This is a genomic window from Rhodoferax sp. ZS1R25 (genome assembly GCF_056521335.1).
In genome coordinates, this window is record NZ_JBWMAZ010000001.1 from 282,471 (window position 1) to 301,247 (window position 18,777).

Consider the following 18,777-nt stretch of genomic DNA (forward strand, 5'->3'; position numbering starts at 1 on the left):
CTTCGAGAAAAATTATGAGCATTGCTATCCGCAACGTCAGCAAAGACTTCGGCACCTTCAAGGCCCTGCGTGACGTCAACCTGGACATCGAATCCGGCGAACTCGTCGCCCTCCTGGGCCCATCCGGCTGCGGCAAGACCACGCTCTTGCGCATCATTGCCGGGCTGGAGACAGCCGACCAAGGCAACATCCTTTTCAGCGGCGAAGACACCACCGACGTGCATGTGCGCGAACGCAATGTGGGCTTCGTGTTCCAGCACTACGCACTGTTCCGCCACATGACGGTGTTTGACAACGTGGCCTTCGGCCTGCGCATGAAGCCACGCGCCAGCCGCCCCAGCGAGACTGTCATCAAGCAAAAGGTGCACGAGCTACTGGGCCTGGTGCAGCTGGACTGGCTGTCAGACCGCTACCCGGCGCAACTGTCGGGCGGCCAGCGCCAGCGCATTGCGTTGGCCCGCGCACTGGCGGTAGAGCCCAAGGTGCTGCTGCTGGACGAACCGTTTGGCGCGCTGGATGCCAAGGTGCGCAAGGAACTGCGCCGCTGGTTGCGTCGCCTGCACGACGACCTGCATGTGACCAGCATTTTTGTGACCCATGACCAGGAAGAAGCCCTGGAAGTGGCCGACCGCGTGGTGCTGATGAACAGCGGCCAGGTGGAGCAGATTGGTTCGCCCCAACAGGTGTGGGACCACCCGGCCAGCCCGTTTGTGTATGGGTTCTTGGGCGATGTGAACCTGTTCCACGGCCGTGCCCACGAAGGCGAGATGTTGATTGGCGAAGCCCAGCACGGCGTGCGTCTGGCCACGCCCGAGCACGCCACTGCGCAAGATGCCAAAGCCTTCGCTTATGTGCGCCCGCACGACCTGGACGTGCAGCGCTACGCCGCCGGCACCGGCCAGAACGGCATTGCCGCCAAGCTGGTCCGCGCCATCGTGGTGGGCCCCATCGCACGCCTGGAGCTGCTGCCGCAAGACAGCAGCGCCGCGGGCAGTGGTGACATCATCGAAGCGCAAATTGGCGCACAGGAATACAAAGCGCTGGCGCTGAAAGACGGCGAAGTGGTGGTACTGACACCCCGCAAGGCGCGGGTGTTCGTGTCGCCCTAAGGGGCACGTTCACACGCTTAAGTAGCAAAGCGTTACATCCCTGCGTAGGCTATCGCACAGAGGTGTGGTGGGTGGATTTTTAGGATGTGGTTGTGGGCGCATAGGGCGTTCACGCAACTGCAACCTACTCTCCAAGGAACTCACCATGACACAGAGCAAAACCTCCAGCAGCACCCCCAAGAGCAAGCCACAACCGCAGCACCAGCAAGCGGGCGCCAATGTGGAACAGTCCGGCAAAAACCAGAAGGACGGCGGCAAGCTGCAAGGCTCGGGCGACCACAAGTCGACCGACCAGAACGCGCAGCACCGCAACGGCAACGCACAACACAAGTAAGTGCCCCGCCTTCCTCAGGTGCCCCTGCGCAAGCGGGGGCAGGACCGCAACCATTCCACAGATCGGACGCATATGAACTACCTCGACAGAGACACCTACGGCATCTACAAATCCCCCCAACACGGCGACGTCCAACAGGACTATGACCACGGTCCGGGACCTGGGCTCATGGGCGCAGACACCCTGATCGGCAACGACGTGTACAACCCCGCTGGCGACGACCTGGGCGATGTCAAGGAAATCCTGCTGAACATGCACACCGGGCGCGTAGCCTATGCGGTGCTGGCCTTTGGCGGATTCTTGGGGCTGGGCGACAAGCTGTTTGCCGTGCCGTGGGAAGCCCTGAAGCTGGACACCGCCAACAAGCGCTTCACGCTGGACGTGGCCAAAGAAAAGCTGGAAAACGCACCCGGCTTCGACAAGGACCATTGGCCCGACATGGCGGACACCACCTGGACCAACAGCCTGCACACCTACTACGGCACCACGCCGTACTCTGACGGCCTGAACCACTAGCCCTGGGCATATGGGGGATCGTAGCTCTGCACCCCCACTGCTGACGGTCACCGCCGCATGGGGCTTGCTGGTGCAAACCGCCAAGTCCTGGCTGGGCGATTACGCGCCCAGCATGGGCGCGGCCCTTGCCTACTACACCCTGTTTTCCCTGGCGCCGTTGATGCTCATCGTCATCGCGGTGGCAGGGTTGCTGTTTGGCGAGGACGCGGCCCGCGGCGAGATCGCGTCGCAACTGCGTGCCTTGATGGGTGACGGCGGCGCCAAGGCGGTGGAAGACTTGCTGGCCAGCGTGCGCCGACCCGCAGAAGGGTCTCTGGCCACCGCGCTGGGCGTGGTGCTGTTGTTCCTCGGCGCGACCACCGTGTTTGCTGAGTTGCAGGACGCGCTCGATCGCATATGGCGCGTTCCGCTGCGGCAGCGGGCCAGTGGCTGGTTCACGCTGGTGCGCGCCAGGCTGCTGTCGTTTGGCATGATTTTGGCCATCGGATTTTTGCTGACTGTGTCACTGGTCTTCAGTGCCGCGCTGGCCACCATGGGACGCTGGGCGGAGCCGGTCTTCGGCGGTTGGTATGCACTGGCCGCCATCACCAACGCCATCGGCGCGTTCGCCCTGGTGTCGGTCTTGTTTGCGCTGATTTACAAGGTCATGCCGCGGGCCCGCGTGGAATGGGCCGATGTCTGGATCGGTGCCATCTTCACCGCCCTGCTGTTCAGCTTCGGCAAGTACCTGATCGGCCTGTACATCGGGCGCAGTGGCGTGGTCACCGGCTTTGGTGCGGCGGGTTCACTCGTGATGATTTTGCTGTGGGTGTACTACTCGGCGCAGATTTTTCTCATCGGCGCGGAATTTACCTGGGCTTATGCCAACACCTATGGGTCCCGAAGAGACGGTGGCTAGCGCTAGACCCGGTAACGGCGGCCGTCGGTCGCATCCCGCAGGTTGGATTCAATCTCCACGACGTCATACAGACCCGTGGAAGACAAGTAGTTCGCCCATTGCAGCGCACGATCCTCAACGGGATGCCATGGCCCGGTGTCTATGACCTGTTGCCACTTTCCCTTGAACTGGCGCATGGCCTTTGTAACTACCCTGTACATCGTTGTACCTAACCACTCACAAAAAGATGTTTTCAGACAGCGTCCATTGTCTCTGCAAACCAGCGCTCTGGTTAGATAGGGACCACCATATCCCACTGGGCAATGTGGGTGATCTTGCCAAACTGGTGCTTGAGTGACACACGTAGTTATTTCTACTTTTCGTTCGCTCTGTGTCCGCGTTCTCTCAGGCGCTGGCGCAAGGCTTTTTTCTCGTCGGCATCCATGCCATCCACCCGCTCCCGCAGCCGCTCCGCCATCTTCGGGTGGCGTGCCAACAGTTTTTGCAGGCGCTGGGCCAACAAGCGTTTGCGCTCGGGAATGCCATCCTCCAACCGCAGCAGGCGGTTCAGAAAAAACCGGGGATGGTGGGCCAGCAGGCCCGGCGCCACCTGCCCGCCACGCGCAGAGAAAGCGTGCTGACCAGCCTCCACCTGCACCTCGCCCTGGGCGGTGCGCAGCGTGGTGGCGCCCTCCAGCACCGAGTTATAGGTACCCGCCGGTTCACCATCCAGTTCATGGTCCAGCACCACGGTTTCGTGGTCGGTGCCACGTATGCCCACGGTGGCCGTGCCCGCGGTCAATCGGTAGCCGCGCGGATTGAGTTTGCCGATCCAGCCAGAAATGGAGCGCAGCGCCCCCTGAAGCAGAGACATTTCGACTACACCATTCCCGTCTTGGCTGGCAACATAGCGAGTCACTGTGAAGACCGAATTGGGACGCACCGCGATGAGCCCATGGTCTTCTGTTTGCGCATGCAGCTCACCATCCGCCAATGTCACAACCGTTTGGCCCACCTGAATTTTCTGCCCCACCACCGCTGGCGTGCCCGCGCCATCAGCACCCTGCACCGTCACATGTCCGCTTACGGCATCCACCGTACCGAATACTTGCGTCCACCCAGGCAGGTGCACCGCGGCGGTCAGGACCAGTATGAGCAATGGGCGTTTCATGGTGTGTGCCCGGCGTCGTAAAAAATCAGCCCAAGATGCGGAACAGGCCGTAGGCCGAAAGCACACCGCTGACGACCAACAGGACCGTTTTGGTGGCACGCGCGCCGATCAAAGTTCCTGCGATGCTGCAGACGAGGATGGCGCCAAAAATGTAGGTGGTTTTCATGGGAAGCGATGGTAAGGCATCGCGTTGCATGCTTTCACGGGTTACTTGGGAGGTGCGGAGAAAATGGCGAGTTCAGACTGATAGCGGGCATACATCAGCCCATGTTGAGACATCAACTAACGGTGTGGAATCTTTTTCCGATCAGTGCGCATACACACGCGAGGATTAGACTTGCGAATGAAAGCAAGCCTGCAATCGGCGGCTGTCGGCATCGGGTTGCGATGCCTAACGTAAAGATGACAGGACCACAACACATTGCGGCGAAGCCGCCTCCTGCTGTTGTGGGTCCGTGTCGATTGGCCAGTTAAAGCGCATTCTCACTCACCTTGAGAGATCGCCAAGCAATGCAACGCGTACATGGCGCCAACTGCATGGCGCCCCCAGTGGATGCGATGCAGAAAGGACCAATGCCACATTGCTTCGTGTGTCTCGCCACGATCGAAGAGCGCCAGACCGGCGCGAACATCCTTATAGGTGTCCAGCAAATCGTCGCCAATGTCGCCCATTACGGGCTCATCTGCGAGCAAGGGATCCGGATCGAAGACCTCGCGGTAGTACCTGCCCGAAAACACGGCCAAATTCTTCGTCGCCTGAGCGAGCGCTTCGGCAGGAAGCTCTGGCAGCCCGTCCTCGTTCTCCGGCCCGACTCGAGGGAGAAGAAGAGCCTGAGAGTACAGACGACCGAGCCAATAGGCGGCTTGCGAATCGCTATGTTCCGAGTGAACCGCCTCGCACCACGAACAGTACGCGCGCGCTACTTCTGCGAAGTCAGATGAATAGGTGGTGCTACTCTTCATGGGCTTTAACGTAATGTATGCCGCAAAACCTGCGGGATATTCTGGCGGCTGCGGAATAAACTGGGCGAAAATTGCGCTGAAAAACCGCTCTCAGTCTCGATCTCAGAAATTTTCATGTGAGTTTGTACAGGTATAAAAATTCCGACAAACCCCGCAGGTTGTAAGAAATGGATTGCGTCACAGATTGCGGGATTTTCACGTCAATGTTGTTGGCTGAATATCCCCCATTTGGGTGAATCTGCGAACGTCTGCTTCCGCCCCGCAAAGCAGCTCCACCCAAACACTAAACCCGCCCCAACGCCGCCCGAATCCGCGCAATCGTGTCCTCCATCCGCGCATGGCTCGACACCTCCAGCCCCAGCTGCCGGGCGATGTCGTTGACGATGGCGGCGTTGAGCGGCAAGCCTCCGGCGTCGACGGCCTTGATCAGGGCCTGCGCGCGCTGTTCGGCCGTGGGCGGCTTGCGCTTGCCCAGCAAAAGGTGAAGCCAGTTCATTGGGATAGATGCCATTCATGCTCCTGAATTAGGAGCTGCTAGCGCAAATTTTACGCGGGCTAGAGGCCTATTTGGCTTATAAACCGCAGCCGCGCAGGATCAGCGACACCACGTGCTCGGTGGCGCGTTCGAAGTCTTTGGGGGTGAGGGCTTCCTGCTCCAGCACGGCGCAGATCTGCACGTCGAAGTCGGCATAGGTCTGGGTGGCGGCCCAGATGGTGAAGAACAGGTGCATGCCGTCCACCGGGGCCATGCGTCCGGCATCGACCCAGGCTTGCACCACGGCGGCTTTTTCCAAGAGCAGGGTGCGCAGTTCGGTAGCCAACAGGCTTTTCACCACGGGGGCGCCATGCAGCAGTTCATTGGCCCACACCTTGGAACCGTCGGGCCGTTGGGCGGACAGCAGCATCTTGTCGCGGATGTATTGGGCTAGTGCGGTCTTGGGGTCAGCATCCACGGTGATGCCATGCGTGGGCACCAGCCAGTCGTTGAGGATGCGCGCCAGTACCTCGCGGTACAGCACCTCCTTGCTGCCAAAGTAGTAATGCAGGTTGGCCTTGGGCAGGCCACTGGCTTCGGCCATGGCGGCCATGGTGGCGCCGCCAAAGCCGGCGCGCGCAAACACCTTCTCGGCCGCAGAAAGTATCAGGGCCTCATTCGTCTGGCGAATGAGGCCCTTGGGAGCATCGGCAACGTGGTTCATGTCGCCGATTATTCAATCACTTTTGCGCGGCGTCATAGATGGCGTGCGAATACGCAGCCTTGCCCGGGTCTTTCTTGATCACGGGGTCGCTGCCACCAGCCAGCAACACCTTCACGGTGCGCTCGTAGGCCGCAGGTTCCAGGTAACCAATCTTCTTGGTACCGGCATTGGTGATGAGCTTGGCCACGTTTTCCATCTGGCGCTTTTGCACCTTCAGGCTGGCGCTACCCGATGTGTCCGCAGCCACCACGGCCTTGGCGGCACCTTCGGGGTCTTTGACGGCAGCGTCCCAGCCCTTGAGCGTGGCCTTCAGGAACTTGCCCATCTTGGCGACAAAGGCGGGGTCCTTCAGGTTGTCTTCCAGCACATACAGGCCGTCTTCCAGCGTGGCCACGCCTTCTTTTTCATAGAAGAAGGTGACCAGGTCTTTTTCCTTCACGCCGGCGTCCACCACTTGCCAGTACTCGTTGTAGATCATGGTGGAAATACAGGCGGCCTGGTTTTGCAACAGCGGGTCGACGTTGAAGCCTTGCTTCAGGATCTTGATGTCGGAGTCGGTCTTCAGGCCGAGCTTGCCCATCCAGTTCAAGAAGGGGTACTCATTGCCACCGTACCAGACGCCCAGGGTCTTGCCCTTGAAGTCTTTGGGGCTGGCCACGCCGCTGGCCTTTTTGCAGGTCAGCATCAGGCCGGACTGGTTGAACACCTGGGCCACGTTGACCAGGGGCACACCGGCTTCACGCGCGGCCAGGGCCGAGGGCATCCAGTCCACCACGATGTCGGCCTGCTTGCCGGCGATCACTTGCGTGGGGGCAATGTCAGGGCCACCGGGTTTGATGGTCACGTCCAGGCCGGCGTCTTTGTAGAAGCCCTTGGCCGCGGCCACGTAGTAGCCGGCAAACTGGGCTTGCGGCACCCACTTGAGCTGCACAGTCACCTTGTCGGCAGCTTGCGCGGCAAAGCCGGCAGCGGCCAGCGCCAGAACCAGCAGGCTCTTGGCGCATTGGGAAGAACGAATCATGGAAAGCTCCTTCTACGGGTTAATGGAAAAACGCAACACAGACCAAGCGCGGGCTCACCCTTCGCGCACTGAGGGATGCCAGAACGCCGCGCGGCGCTCCAGCTGTACTAGCAAGGCATAGGCCACCGAACCGGTTACCGCCGCCACCACAATCGCGCCCCAGACCAGCGGCATGTTCATGCGCGCGGCCTCGGTGCTGATGCGAAAACCCAAGCCCGAGGTGGGTGAGCCAAAAAACTCGGCCACGATGGCGCCAATGAGGGCCAGCGTGGCATTCACCTTGAGCGCACCAAAGATGAAGGGCAGCGCCGCCGGCAAGCGCAGTGCCAGCAATGTGCGCGGGTAGCTGGCGGCGTAGCTGTACATAAGCTCGCGCTCCAGCTTGCCCGCGGCCTGCAGGCCCGCCAGCGTGGACACCAGCATGGGGAAGAAGGTCATCAGCACCACGACAGCCGCCTTGGACGGCCAGTCAAAGCCAAACCACATGACCGCAATGGGCGCCACACCGACCAACGGAATGGCGCTGGTGAGCGAGGCCACGGGCAAGAGGCCGCGTTGCAGAAAAGGCATGCGGTCAATCGCCACCGCCACACAGAAACCCAGGCCACAGCCCAAGGCCCAGCCGATCAGCACGGCCTTGCCCACGGTCTGCACAAAATCGCCCCAGAGCTTGGGCGCATGGTCATCGATCGAGCCGATCACCAGGCTGGGCGCGGGCAGCAGCACGCGCGGCACATCGAGCGCGCGCACCAAAATTTCCCAAAACACCACCACCCACACGCCAAACAGTGCGGCCGTGGCCATGCCCACCCAGCGACTGCCATTGACGGCAGCCATGCGGTAGACGCTGTAGCCAGCCACCAGCGCCAAGAGCAGCATGCCGGGCCAGAACCACAGCGGAGTCACACCATTGGTCATACGCCCCCCCGGCTGCGCAGCACCAGGCGCTCCACACCGGCCACGATGCCGGTGAGTGCCAACCCCAGCAGGGCCGACATGACCAGCGCGGACCAGATTTGTACGGTTTGCCCGTAGTACGAACCCGTGAGCAGGCGCGCACCCAGCCCCGCCTGCGCACCCGTGGGCAGCTCGGCCACCATGGCACCGACCAGGCCGGCCGCCACACCCACACGCAAAGCGGGGAACAGGAAGGGCAAGGCCGCAGGCAAGCGCAGCAGCCACAGCGACTGCCAGCGCGACGCGGCGTAGGTATGCATCATTTCCGTCTCAATCTTCTGCGGCGAACGCAGGCCCTGCACCATGGCCACGGTGACCGGAAAGAAGCACAGGTACATGGCGATAAAGGCCTTGGGCGCCGTGCCCGAAAAGCCCAAGCTGCCCAGCACCACCAGCACGATGGGCGCAATCGCCAGCACCGGCACGGTTTGCGAGGCAACGATCCAGGGCAGCAGCGCCTTGTCCAGCGTGCGGCTGTGCACGATGAGCACCGACAGCAGCAGGCCCAGCGCCGTACCCATGACGAAGCCCAGCAAGGTGGATTGACCGGTGACAACGACGTGGTAAATCAGGTTGCGCGGCGAGTCCACGGGCCACTCGGTCAGGCTCTCGTAAAAGTCCATGGCCACCTGGTGGGGCGCGGGCATCAGCGGGCGCTCCATGGTCATGGTGGCCTCGAACAGTTCCATCTGCGTGTAGCCAGCTTCTTCGTCCAACACGCGCTCGATGGCGCCCGGTGCGTTCAGCGCCCAGGCTGCGCCGTACCAGGCCAGCACCACGGCCAACAACACCACGGCCACAGGCAACCAGTTCTGGACGGCGCGTTGGGTCAGGGTTTTAGTGGTGGCCATCGGCTAAGGCTTCGCGTACTTCATGGGCCAGCGCGACAAATTCGGGTGTATCCCGCAGGCCCAGGTGGCGCTCACTCGGCAAGGTCGAATCAATCACCTTGACGATGCGCCCAGGGCGCGGCGACATGACCACGATCTTGGTCGAGAGGTAGACCGCTTCGGCAATGCTGTGCGTCACAAAGACCACGGTGCGGCGCTCGCGCTGCCAGAGCTGCTGCAGCTGTTCATTGAGCCGGTCGCGCGTGATCTCGTCGAGTGCGCCAAAGGGCTCGTCCATCATCAGAATCTTGGGCTCAAACGACAGCGCACGCGCAATCGACACACGCTGCTGCATGCCGCCCGAGAGCTGCCAGGGGTACTTGCCTTCAAAGCCTTTGAGGCCCACGCGCTCCAGGTGCTCCATGGCAATGCGCTTGGCCTCTGCCTTGCCTTTGCCCTGGATCTGCAGCGGCAGGGTCACATTGGCCAGCACGTTGCGCCAGGGGAACAGCGCCGGCGCCTGGAACACATAGCCATAGGCCCGCGCCAGCCGCGCATCGTGCGGGCTCACGCCGTTGACCAGTACCTCGCCCGCGCTGATCTTTTCCAGATCGGCAATCACGCGCATCAGCGTGGTCTTGCCGCAGCCGCTGGGGCCGATGAGCGAGACAAATTCGCCTTCGTGGATATCGAAACAGATGTCACTCAGGGCGTGGACCGGGTTGTCTGCCGTCTGGTAGACCACGCTGGCATTGCGAACTTCCACGGCTTTGCGCGCTGGCGTGCCAGCGGGTGGGGGGGCGAGCTGCCCGTTCAGTGCTTCGGAATGGTTCATTGACACGCAGTGGGTTGGGTCATGGCCGCACCAAAACAGGTCACGGCCACCGATTCATCGCTCACAACCTAACCAATTGGTCAAGTTATAGGTCGATACTAGCCAGTTCCGTGCCAGTCACACCACTGGGGTTTGTACGGGGACCATGCGCGCCGCGCTAGGCCTGCGGTTTGACGATGGGCTGCAGACGGCCCAGCTTGTGGGCCAGTTCGATGGCCGAACTCACCCCCATCTTTTCAAAGATATTGGCGCGGTGAAACTCCACCGTGCGCTGGGTGATGCCCAGGTGGTCGGCGATGTTCTTGTTGTAGTGGCCCAGGATGAGCTGGTCCAGCACTTCGCGCTCGCGCGGGCTGAGGGATGCCAGTGCGTAGCGCAGGCGGTGCGCTTCCTGGTTGGCATCGCCATCGGCCGCCGCCGCGGCCAGGGCCTGCTCCACACGGTCCACCAGCACGTTGTCCTGGAACGGTTTTTCCAAAAAATCCCAGGCGCCGTTTTTCACGGCCGCCACAGCCATGCCCACATCGCCATTGCCGGTGAGAAACAACACCGGCCAGGGGCACGCCTGGGCCTTGAGCTGCTCAAACACCTGCAGCCCGGTCATGGGCGCCATGCGGATGTCCAACAGCACCACGGCCTGCGGCCACTGGCCGTGAAGGGCCTTGGTGGCCTCCAGAAACGGGGGGCCGCTGTCCCAGGTGGCGGCCTTGTGGCCGCGCGAGTCGAACAGCCATGCCAAACCGTCCCGAACGTCGGGGTCGTCGTCAACGATGTGGATGGCTGCGCTGGTCATGGGGTGTCTGTCTCGGGTGCGTATTGTGATGCAGGGGGTGCCGCCAGGGGCAACTCCACCGTAAAGCGGGCGCCGCCCAGCACCGGGTCACGGTCCACGGCAATCTGGCCATGGTGGGCCTCGACGATAGAGCGGCAGATCGCCAGCCCCATGCCCATGCCGCCGTCCTTGGTGCTGTAGAAGGCTTCGAACACGTGCTCGCGGTCCTCCTCGTGCACGCCTGCGCCCGAGTCCGCCACGCTGAGCACCGCCACCCGGCGGGCAGCGTCAGCCTCCACACGCACCTGCACTTGTGCGGGCACGCTGCCCTGGGCCGCAGACTCCTGCGCATTGCCCACCAAGTTGTTCACCAAGTGCTCCAGCAGCAACTCGTCAGCCTCTATCCATACGGGGCCGGTGGCATCCACCCCCGCGGGCACCACGCGCTGCAACACGGCCACCAGGTCCAGGCGTTGCAGCGAGATCTCGCGCCGCCGTGCAATCGCGTTGACGCGCTGGATGATGCGGCCCGCCTTCTCGGCCAGGCCCGCCATGCGGGTGATCACCGGCACCGTGTCCTGTGGGCTGATGCTGCCCGCGTGCAGGCGGTTCAACAGACCCGTGGCGAAACTGTTCAGCGCACCCAGCGGCTGGTTCAGCTCATGGGCCAGTGTGGACGCCACCTCACCCACCGCCACCAGGCGGCCGGTGGCTTCCACGCGCTCCTGCTGTTGCGCGGCCAGGCGCTGTGCACGCTTGCGTTCGCTGATGTCGAGTACCGAACTCATCCAGCCCATGTGCGTGCCCTCGGCCGTGTTCAGCGGCGCCTCGTGAATCAGCACATCGATCAAATGGCCGCTGCGGTGCTGGAACTGCACCTCAATGCCCTGGTGCTGCGTGCCCTGCGCCAGGATGCCGTCGTGCACCTGCTGCAGGCCGCTGGTCTGGTCTTGCGGCCAATAGGGCATGGGGGCGGACTGGCCCAGCAGTTCGTGCGCCTGGTAGCCCACCATGCGGCAAAACGCCTCGTTCACATAGAGCACCGTGCCGCCCAGGTCCCAGGCGCGCAGGCCGATGGTCACCGAGTTTTCCATGGCCGTGCGCAGGGCCACCTCGGCCTGCAAGTGCGCTTGTACCTGTTGGCGTTTCACGATGTCGCGGCGCAGCGCCCACAAGCTCACCAGCATGCCGCCCAGAAACACCATGGCCACCAGCAGGAACATGCGCGGCACCGTGGCGGGTTGCTCCTGCACGGGGGTCACTTCCAGAAACACATCCGAGCCTGCCAGGTTCATGGCGGCGCGGTAGGGGCGCAGCCCCGCCGGCGCCACGGAGGGCACGCCTTCGTCCAGCACCAGCCGCACGGTATGGTCTTTGGCAAACCAGTCCGGCACCAGCGCACGCACGGCTTGGTTCAAGGAGAGTTCGGCCACGTAGTTGCCTACAAACTGGCCCCGCTCAAAGTAGGGCACGGCCAGCCACACGGTGTCCGTGATCGCGCCATTGGCCTCCAGCATGGGGCCCGCGTAGGCCGAGCGGCGCAGGCCGCGGGTGGTGGCCTGCATGGTGGCGAGGGCCTGCGCGTTTTGCGCATGGGTGCTTTCATCGACCCGCCAGCGCGAGGGTACGGGCGTCTGCACGGCGCCCACCCAACCCTGGTCCAGCAGCACACCGGGTTCGCGCCAGAGCAGGCCGCCTTGCACGTCGACCGACTGCCGTGCCGCCACGCGCAAGTCTTCTTCGAGGCGGCGAAAGTGGAACTGCACGCTCTGCTCCAGCCACTGGGCGTCGGCCGCCTGGCGGCGCGCATCTTCTTCGATTTCAAAGTGCTGCAGGTACAGCACCAGCGCCGCCACCGAGGCCACCACCAGCGCCAGAAACCCCAGCAGCCACAGGCCCGGCCAAGGGTTGCGCGCAACGCCGCCCTGGCTGTCGTTTCGCAGCAGGGCGAAATCGAATGTGGGGTCGGGTGAGTGGTCGGGCATGGGGTGGGACGTGGGGAGCACTCGCATAATAGCGGCCATGCCTGCCCTGCCACCGCCCGCCGATCTGCGCCGCCGCCAGTGGCTGCAGACAGCCGTCGGTCTGGCTGCGGCGGCCACACCGCTGCGCGGCCGGGCTGCCGCGGGCACCACCATCCGCCTTTCACATGTGGTGGCACAAGACACGCCCAAGGGCATGGCGCTGGAGCGCTTTCGCACCCTGGTGGAAGAGCGCACGGCACAGCGCATTCGGGTACAGATTTTTCCGCAAGGCCGGCTGTATGGCGACCAGGATGAAATGCAGGCACTGCAGCTGGGCGCGATCGACATGGTGGCGCCCTCGCTGTCGAAATTCGGTCCCATCGGCTTCCCGGAGTTCGAGCTGTTTGACCTGCCGTTTCTGTTCAACAGCGTGGCCGATGTGCGGCACATCACGCAGGGGCCAGTGGGCCAACGCCTGCTGGAAGGGCTGGGCCGCCAACGGCTGCTGGGCCTGGGCTACTTTGACAACGGCTTCAAGCACATGAGCGCCAACCGCCCGCTGCTGGAGCCCGCGCACTTTGCGGGCCTGCACATGCGGGTGCAGTCGTCGCGCGTGATTGCGCAACAGATGCGGGCGCTGGGCGCATGGCCCATTACCCTGCCCTTCAGTGAGACACGGCGGGCCCTAGAAACCGGTGTGGTGGATGGCACCGAAAACCCGGTCTCCAACTTCTACACCCAGGGCATGCAGGCCGTGCAAAGCGACCTGAGCCTGACCGAACACGGCTACCTGGGCTACGCCGTGGTGGCGCACCAGCGCTTCTGGCTGGGCCTGCCCGCCGCCGACCGCACGCTGGTGCAACAGGCCCTGCGCGAGGCATTGGCGTTTGGCAATGACATTGCCGACGCACACAACGACAAAGCCCTAGCCGCCCTGCATGTGACCGGGGCCGTGCGCATTCACACCCCCACCGCCGCGCAACGCGTGCGGTTCAAAGCCGCGGTCATGCCGGTGCATGCTGACCTGGCCAGACGCATCGGACAGCCCTGGCTGGACGCGGTGCGCGAGGCCCTACCGAAAGCGTAGACCGGGTAAACCCTAGCTGTTGAACGCCACAGTTACCTCCTTGCGGTGTCATGACTAACCTTCGCCGGGTTCGTTTTTGACATTGATTCCACAAGGAGACACCATGAAACTCAAACTCATTCTGGCCAGCGCCCTGTTGGCCGCCGGCTGTGCCGTCAGCGCGCAAACCGTCATCAAATTCAGCCACGTGGTGGCGGCCGACACCCCCAAAGGCAAGGCTGCCGAGTTCTTCGCCAAGAAGGCCGCCGAGCTGACCAAGGGCAAGGTGAAGGTCGAGGTCTACGCCAACAGCACGCTGTACAAGGACAAGGAAGAACTCGAAGCGCTGCAAATCGGCGCAGTGCAAATGCTGGCCCCCTCGCTGGCCAAGTTCGGCCCCCTGGGCGTGAAGGAATTTGAGATCTTCGACTTCCCCTTCATCTTTGACGACACGGCCGACCTGCACAAGGTCACCCAAGGCCCTGTGGGCACCGGCCTGATGGCCAAGCTGGAGCCACGCGGCATCAAGGGCCTGGCGTTTTGGGACAACGGCTTCAAGTCGTTCTCGGCCAACACGCCCATCAAGACCCCCGCCGACCTGAAGGGCAAAAAGCTGCGCATCCAGTCGTCCAAGGTGCTGGAAGAGCAAACCCGCGCGCTGGGCGCCATTCCTCAAGTGATGGCGTTTGCCGAGGTGTACCAGGCGCTGCAGACCGGCGTGGTGGACGGCACCGAAAACCCCATCTCCAACTTCTACACCCAGAAGATGCACGAGGTGCAAAAGCACCTCACCCTCACCAACCATGGCTACCTGGGCTATGCCGTCATCGTGAACAAAAAGTTCTGGGACGCCCTGCCCGCCGATATGCGCGGCCCGCTGGAGCAGGCCATGAAAGAGGCCACGGTGTATGCCAACAAGATTGCGCAGGAAGAGAACGACCTGGCACTGGACGGCGTGAAGAAGAGCGGCAAGACCACGGTCTATGTGCCCACCAAGGAAGAGCGCATGGCGTTCAAGAAGGCCCTGGTGCCGGTGCACGCCAAGATGGCCGAGCGCGTAGGCAAAGACACCTTGGAGGAGGTGTACAAGGAAACCGAGTTTGACCCCGCCAAGCTCTGAGCCACGCCATGAAATTTCTTGACCACCTGGAGGAATGGCTCATCGCCTTCCTCATGGCGGGGGCCACCCTGCTGATTTTCTTTGCGGTGATCCACCGCTACCTGGCCGGCATGCCGATTCCCTATGTGCAGGACTGGATGCTGTCCCTGCACTTTGGCTGGGCCCAAGAGCTGTGCATCATCATGTTCGTGTGGATGGCCAAGTTTGGCGCGGCCTATGGCGTGCGCACCGGCATCCACGTGGGTGTGGATGTGGTGATCAACCGCCTGGACGACAAGCTGCGGCAAAAGTTTGTGCTGTTCGCGCTGCTGGCCGGTGCCGTGTTCACCGGCACCATCGCCGGCCTGGGAGCCCAGTTTGTCTGGGACAACGGCGCCCACCAGGCCATCTTCAGCTGGCTGGGCTTGGCCACCGACGCACTGCCCATTGGCCCGACCACGCCCGACCTGGAGTGGCCCACCTGGATGGTGTATTCGGCCATCCCCCTGGGCTCCTCGCTCATGTCATTCCGGTTTTTGCAGGTTGCGTGGAACTTCCACCAGACCGGTGAACTGCCGCACCACGACCACGCTCACGTGGAGGGCGTGGAAGACGCCGACCCCCTGCACGCCGGTGCACACACCCCAGGAGTGGTGAAACCATGAACGCAGCGATTATTTTCGGGCTCCTGATTGCCCTCATGCTCACGGGCATGCCGATCTCCGTCTCGCTGGGCCTGACGGTGCTGACCTTCATCCTCACGATGACGCAGGTGCCGCTGGAATCGGTGGCGCTCAAGTTGTTCACCGGCATGGAGAAGTGGGAAATCATGGCGATTCCCTTCTTCATCCTGGCGGGCAACTTTCTGACCCACGGCGGTGTAGCGCGGCGGATGATCAACTTCGCCACCTCCCTGGTCGGCCACTTTCATGGTGGCCTGGCCCTTGCGGCGATCCTGGCCTGCGCCATGTTTGCGCTGGTCTGCGGCTCCAGCGTGGCGACCGTGGTGGCCATCGGCTCCATCGTGTTGCCCGCCATGGTGGCACACGGCTACCCCATGCGCTTTGGTGCGGGGGTGATCATCACCGCGGGCTCGCTGGGCATCCTCATGCTGCCCTCCATCCCCAAGGTGATCTACGCCATCTCCACCAACACCTCCATCGGTGCGCTGTTTGTGGCGGGCCTGCTGCCCGGCACGTTGCTCACACTGATGCTGGGCGCAGTGACCTGGTACATCGCCAAGAAGAATGGCTACCCCCGTCTACCCCGTGCTGGCTGGGGTGAGCGCCTCATGGCGTTCCGCAAAAGTGCCTGGGGCCTGATGCTGGTGGTGATCATTGTGGGTGGCATTTACTCCGGCATCTTCACCGCCACGGAAGCGGCCGCCATGGCTGCGGTGTACTCGTTCTTTGTGTCCGTGTTTGTTTACCGCGACATGGGTTTCAAGGACGTGCCCAAAGTGCTGCGCGAGTCGGCCAATATGTCTGCGATGCTGCTGTACATCATCACCAACGCCGTGCTGTTCTCGTTTGTGCTGACCAACGAAAACCTGCCACAGCGTGTGGCCGACTGGATGCTGGGCATGGACCTGGGACAACACGGCTTCCTGTTCGTGGTGAACCTGGTGCTGCTGGCCGCGGGCAACTTCATGGAGCCGTCTTCCATCATCCTGATCATGGCGCCCATCTTCTTCCCTGCCGCCATGCAGCTGGGCATCAACCCGGTGCACTTCGGCATCCTGATCGATGTGAACATGGAAGTGGGGCTGTGCCACCCACCGGTGGGGCTGAACCTGTATGTGGCGTCTGGCATCTCGCGGCTGGGCATCACCGAACTCACCAAGGCCGTGATGCCGTGGCTGGGCACCATGGTGGTGTTCCTGGTCATCGTCACTTACTGGCCGTGGCTGACGCTGGTGGTTCCCCGAGCCATGGGCATGCTCTAGCCTGAGGCGCCGCAATTTATGTCCACCCTCCTCTTCGTCGCTGCGTTCTGTGTGGTTGCGGTGCTGGTCTATATGGCCCGCTACAGCGGTCGCCTCAACGTGACCCAGACCCGCTTGATCGATGCCCCCATCGACAGGGTGTACGCCATGGTGGCCGACTGCCGCCAGTGGGCCCACTGGAGCCCCTGGCTGGCGCACAGCCCGGGCGAAACCCTGGTGCTGTCTGGGCAACCCGATGCGGTGGGAGGCGGCTTCAGCTGGGACAGCGAGCGCGGCGGCAGCGGCCAGGTGGAGCAACTCCACCTGGTGCCCTACTGCAGCGTGGAACAGCAGATGCGCCTGAAGTCACCGTTTGTCATCAAGGCACGCAACCTGTGGTCCTTTGCCTCGGTGGGTGCGCAGACCGAAGTGACCTGGACACTGCGCGGGCGCGTGGCGTTCTCCATGCGCGCCTTCGCCCCCACGCTGCGCGGCGCCATGGCACTCGAATGCCGCGCCGGGCTGGACCGCATGGCCAGCCAGCTGGAACCCGCCACCGCAGCGCGCTATGACATCACCTGCGTGGGCGTGCAAGAGGTTCCGGCTTGCCGCTACGTGTACGAGACCTACCGCGGCCCCATTGACGGGCTGCCCCAGGCCCGCGAGGAAACCATCACGCGCCTGGAGGCGCAGCTGACGCAGCACGGCATTGCGCCCGCCGGCCCGCCCGTGGCCGTGTATGTACAGACGAATGTGAAGCTCCGGCGCACGGTCTGCCACATCGGCATTCCCGTGCAGGCGCCGGGCTTTGACCACATGCCGATGCGCGAGATGCCCGCGCACCAGGCCTATGCCGTGGAGCTGCAAGGCACGCACTCGGCACTGGAAGTAGCCTGGTACCGGGCCATGCAATGCCTCTCGCTGGACAAGCTGCAGCCCGACCAGCGCCTCACGCCGTTTGAGCGCTATACCCACCGCCAGCACGCCGACACCGGCCTGACGGGGCTCTACATCCCCTTGCAAAGGACTGCCCTATGAACCGCTTTCAACACCTGGTGATGGCAAGCCTGCTGGCCACCGCCTGCAGCACGCATGCGCAAATTCGCATCGGCCAAACCGTGGGAGTAACCGGTGCGGTGGCCGCCACGGTGAAGGAGTCCAACTTTGGCGCGCAGCTCTACCTGGACGCCATCAATGCCAAGGGCGGTGTGGGGGGCGAGAAGATCGAGCTGATCACGCTGGATGACAAGTTCGACCCCAAGCTGACCGCGGCCAACGCGCGCGAGCTGATTGAACAGCGCCAGGTGCTGGCACTGTTCATGACGCGCGGCACGCCGCACACCGAAGGCATCATCCCCATCCTGGACGAACACGGCGTGCCGCTGCTGGCGCCGTCCACCGGTGCCATGGTGTTGCACACACCGTTGAAGAAGCATGTGTTCAACGTGCGTGCCACCTACCAACGCGAAGCCGAGCGGGCTATCGCTCACCTGGCTGCCGTAGGCGTGACGCGCATTGCGGTGGTGCACGTGGACGACAGTTTTGGTGCCGATGGGCTGGAGGGTGCGCAGAAGGGCCTGGCCACCGCCAAGCTCACGGCCGCCGCCGTGGCCAAGTTCGACCGCAGCAAACCCGACTTCACGCAGATTGCGCCCACCATGGCCAAGCTGGCGCCGCAAGCCATCATGGTGATTGGCTCAGGCACCGCCGTGGTGGATGCCATCAAAGCCCTGAAAGACGCAGGCAGCGGAGCGCAGTTTGTGACCCTGTCGAACAACGCATCGAGCGGCTTCGTCAAGCTGCTGGGGGACAACGCGCGCGGCGTGATCGTGAGCCAGGTGCTGCCGCAATCGCTGAACTACGCGCTGGTGCAAGAGGCTGCCCAGCTGGCCAAGGCCCATGACATCCTGGAGGTAAGCCCCGCCATGCTGGAGGGCTTTGCATCGGCCAAGGTGCTGGTGGAGGCTCTGCGCCGCGCCGGCCCCAAGCCCACGCGCGAGAAGCTGCAGGCCTCACTCGAATCCCTGAGCAAGTTCGACCTGGGTGGGCTGATGCTGAGCTTCAGCCCCACCGACCACACCGGGTTGGACTTTGCCGACCTGTCCATCATTTCGGCCTCGGGCAAGTTCCGTCGCTAACC

General features: G+C 63.1%; 22 protein-coding genes. 10 read left to right on the forward strand and 12 right to left on the reverse strand.

Features of this window, described 5'->3' with window-relative positions; genetic code table 11:
* Nucleotides 1-14: 14 nt before the first annotated feature.
* The 4 genes from AC097R_RS01305 (at nt 15) to AC097R_RS01320 (ending at nt 2,857) form a co-directional block, all read left to right on the forward strand.
* Nucleotides 15-1,109 (forward strand): sulfate/molybdate ABC transporter ATP-binding protein, encoded by a 1,095-nt coding sequence (locus AC097R_RS01305; RefSeq protein ID WP_479595793.1) that lies wholly within the window; start codon nt 15-17, stop codon nt 1,107-1,109.
* 145 nt (nt 1,110-1,254) lie between these two features.
* Complete coding sequence (locus AC097R_RS01310) at nt 1,255-1,443, forward strand: hypothetical protein (protein WP_479595794.1); 189 nt, start codon at nt 1,255-1,257, stop codon at nt 1,441-1,443.
* Nucleotides 1,444-1,515: 72 nt separating this feature from the next.
* Nucleotides 1,516-1,959, forward strand: a complete 444-nt coding sequence (locus AC097R_RS01315) for a PRC-barrel domain-containing protein (RefSeq protein ID WP_479595795.1) — start codon at nt 1,516-1,518, stop codon at nt 1,957-1,959.
* 10 nt (nt 1,960-1,969) lie between these two features.
* The gene (locus AC097R_RS01320; RefSeq protein WP_479595796.1) at nt 1,970-2,857 is read left to right on the forward strand and encodes a YihY/virulence factor BrkB family protein; all 888 of its coding nucleotides are present in this window, start codon (nt 1,970-1,972) and stop codon (nt 2,855-2,857) included.
* A 2-nt stretch (nt 2,858-2,859) separates the two neighbouring features.
* Here AC097R_RS01320 and AC097R_RS01325 read toward each other — a convergent pair whose 3' ends face one another.
* The 12 genes from AC097R_RS01325 to AC097R_RS01380 form a co-directional block, all read right to left on the reverse strand.
* On the reverse strand, nt 2,860-3,033 hold the full coding sequence (locus AC097R_RS01325) for a hypothetical protein (RefSeq protein ID WP_479595797.1): 174 nt from the start codon (nt 3,031-3,033) through the stop codon (nt 2,860-2,862).
* Between the two features lie 176 nt (nt 3,034-3,209).
* Complete coding sequence (locus AC097R_RS01330; RefSeq protein WP_479595798.1) at nt 3,210-4,007, reverse strand: FecR family protein; 798 nt, start codon at nt 4,005-4,007, stop codon at nt 3,210-3,212.
* A 25-nt stretch (nt 4,008-4,032) separates the two neighbouring features.
* Nucleotides 4,033-4,173 carry a hypothetical protein gene (locus AC097R_RS01335; protein WP_479595799.1) on the reverse strand — a complete coding sequence of 47 codons (141 nt, stop codon included), beginning with the start codon at nt 4,171-4,173 and terminating at the stop codon, nt 4,033-4,035.
* 317 nt (nt 4,174-4,490) lie between these two features.
* Nucleotides 4,491-4,970: a DUF5063 domain-containing protein gene (locus tag AC097R_RS01340; RefSeq protein ID WP_479595800.1), complete on the reverse strand. Its 480-nt coding sequence runs from the start codon at nt 4,968-4,970 to the stop codon at nt 4,491-4,493.
* Nucleotides 4,971-5,253: 283 nt separating this feature from the next.
* The gene (locus tag AC097R_RS01345) at nt 5,254-5,481 is read right to left on the reverse strand and encodes a hypothetical protein (RefSeq protein ID WP_479595801.1); all 228 of its coding nucleotides are present in this window, start codon (nt 5,479-5,481) and stop codon (nt 5,254-5,256) included.
* Between the two features lie 61 nt (nt 5,482-5,542).
* Nucleotides 5,543-6,169 carry a TetR family transcriptional regulator C-terminal domain-containing protein gene (locus tag AC097R_RS01350; RefSeq protein ID WP_479595802.1) on the reverse strand — a complete coding sequence of 209 codons (627 nt, stop codon included), beginning with the start codon at nt 6,167-6,169 and terminating at the stop codon, nt 5,543-5,545.
* A gap of 16 nt (nt 6,170-6,185) precedes the next feature.
* Nucleotides 6,186-7,190, reverse strand: a complete 1,005-nt coding sequence (locus AC097R_RS01355) for an ABC transporter substrate-binding protein (RefSeq protein ID WP_479595803.1) — start codon at nt 7,188-7,190, stop codon at nt 6,186-6,188.
* Between the two features lie 54 nt (nt 7,191-7,244).
* Nucleotides 7,245-8,108 carry an ABC transporter permease gene (locus AC097R_RS01360; protein ID WP_479595804.1) on the reverse strand — a complete coding sequence of 288 codons (864 nt, stop codon included), beginning with the start codon at nt 8,106-8,108 and terminating at the stop codon, nt 7,245-7,247.
* A complete protein-coding gene (locus tag AC097R_RS01365) occupies nt 8,105-8,998 on the reverse strand; it encodes an ABC transporter permease (protein WP_479595805.1) in 894 nt (297 codons plus the stop codon). The genes AC097R_RS01360 and AC097R_RS01365 overlap by 4 nt, the downstream gene beginning before the upstream one ends.
* Entirely contained in the window at nt 8,985-9,812 is an 828-nt protein-coding gene (locus AC097R_RS01370; RefSeq protein ID WP_479595806.1) for an ABC transporter ATP-binding protein, read from the reverse strand. The genes AC097R_RS01365 and AC097R_RS01370 overlap by 14 nt, the downstream gene beginning before the upstream one ends.
* A gap of 157 nt (nt 9,813-9,969) precedes the next feature.
* The gene (locus AC097R_RS01375) at nt 9,970-10,605 is read right to left on the reverse strand and encodes a response regulator transcription factor (protein WP_479595807.1); all 636 of its coding nucleotides are present in this window, start codon (nt 10,603-10,605) and stop codon (nt 9,970-9,972) included.
* Complete coding sequence (locus AC097R_RS01380) at nt 10,602-12,569, reverse strand: two-component system sensor histidine kinase NtrB (protein WP_479595808.1); 1,968 nt, start codon at nt 12,567-12,569, stop codon at nt 10,602-10,604. Before AC097R_RS01380 ends, AC097R_RS01375 begins: the two co-directional genes overlap by 4 nt.
* Nucleotides 12,570-12,606: 37 nt before the next feature.
* Here AC097R_RS01380 and AC097R_RS01385 point away from each other — a divergent pair, with 37 nt between their 5' ends.
* The 6 genes from AC097R_RS01385 to AC097R_RS01410 all read left to right on the forward strand — a co-directional run bounded on the left by AC097R_RS01385 (nt 12,607) and on the right by AC097R_RS01410 (nt 18,775).
* A complete protein-coding gene (locus AC097R_RS01385; protein ID WP_479595809.1) occupies nt 12,607-13,635 on the forward strand; it encodes a DctP family TRAP transporter solute-binding subunit in 1,029 nt (342 codons plus the stop codon).
* A gap of 103 nt (nt 13,636-13,738) precedes the next feature.
* Nucleotides 13,739-14,734 (forward strand): TRAP transporter substrate-binding protein, encoded by a 996-nt coding sequence (locus AC097R_RS01390; protein ID WP_479595810.1) that lies wholly within the window; start codon nt 13,739-13,741, stop codon nt 14,732-14,734.
* 8 nt (nt 14,735-14,742) lie between these two features.
* Complete coding sequence (locus AC097R_RS01395) at nt 14,743-15,378, forward strand: TRAP transporter small permease (protein WP_479595811.1); 636 nt, start codon at nt 14,743-14,745, stop codon at nt 15,376-15,378.
* Nucleotides 15,375-16,658: a TRAP transporter large permease gene (locus AC097R_RS01400; RefSeq protein ID WP_479595812.1), complete on the forward strand. Its 1,284-nt coding sequence runs from the start codon at nt 15,375-15,377 to the stop codon at nt 16,656-16,658. The genes AC097R_RS01395 and AC097R_RS01400 overlap by 4 nt, the downstream gene beginning before the upstream one ends.
* An 18-nt stretch (nt 16,659-16,676) precedes the next feature.
* Nucleotides 16,677-17,675 (forward strand): SRPBCC family protein, encoded by a 999-nt coding sequence (locus tag AC097R_RS01405; RefSeq protein ID WP_479595813.1) that lies wholly within the window; start codon nt 16,677-16,679, stop codon nt 17,673-17,675.
* Nucleotides 17,672-18,775, forward strand: coding sequence for an ABC transporter substrate-binding protein (locus AC097R_RS01410; RefSeq protein WP_479595814.1), 1,104 nt, complete (start codon nt 17,672-17,674; stop codon nt 18,773-18,775). The genes AC097R_RS01405 and AC097R_RS01410 overlap by 4 nt, the downstream gene beginning before the upstream one ends.
* Nucleotides 18,776-18,777 lie beyond the last annotated feature (2 nt).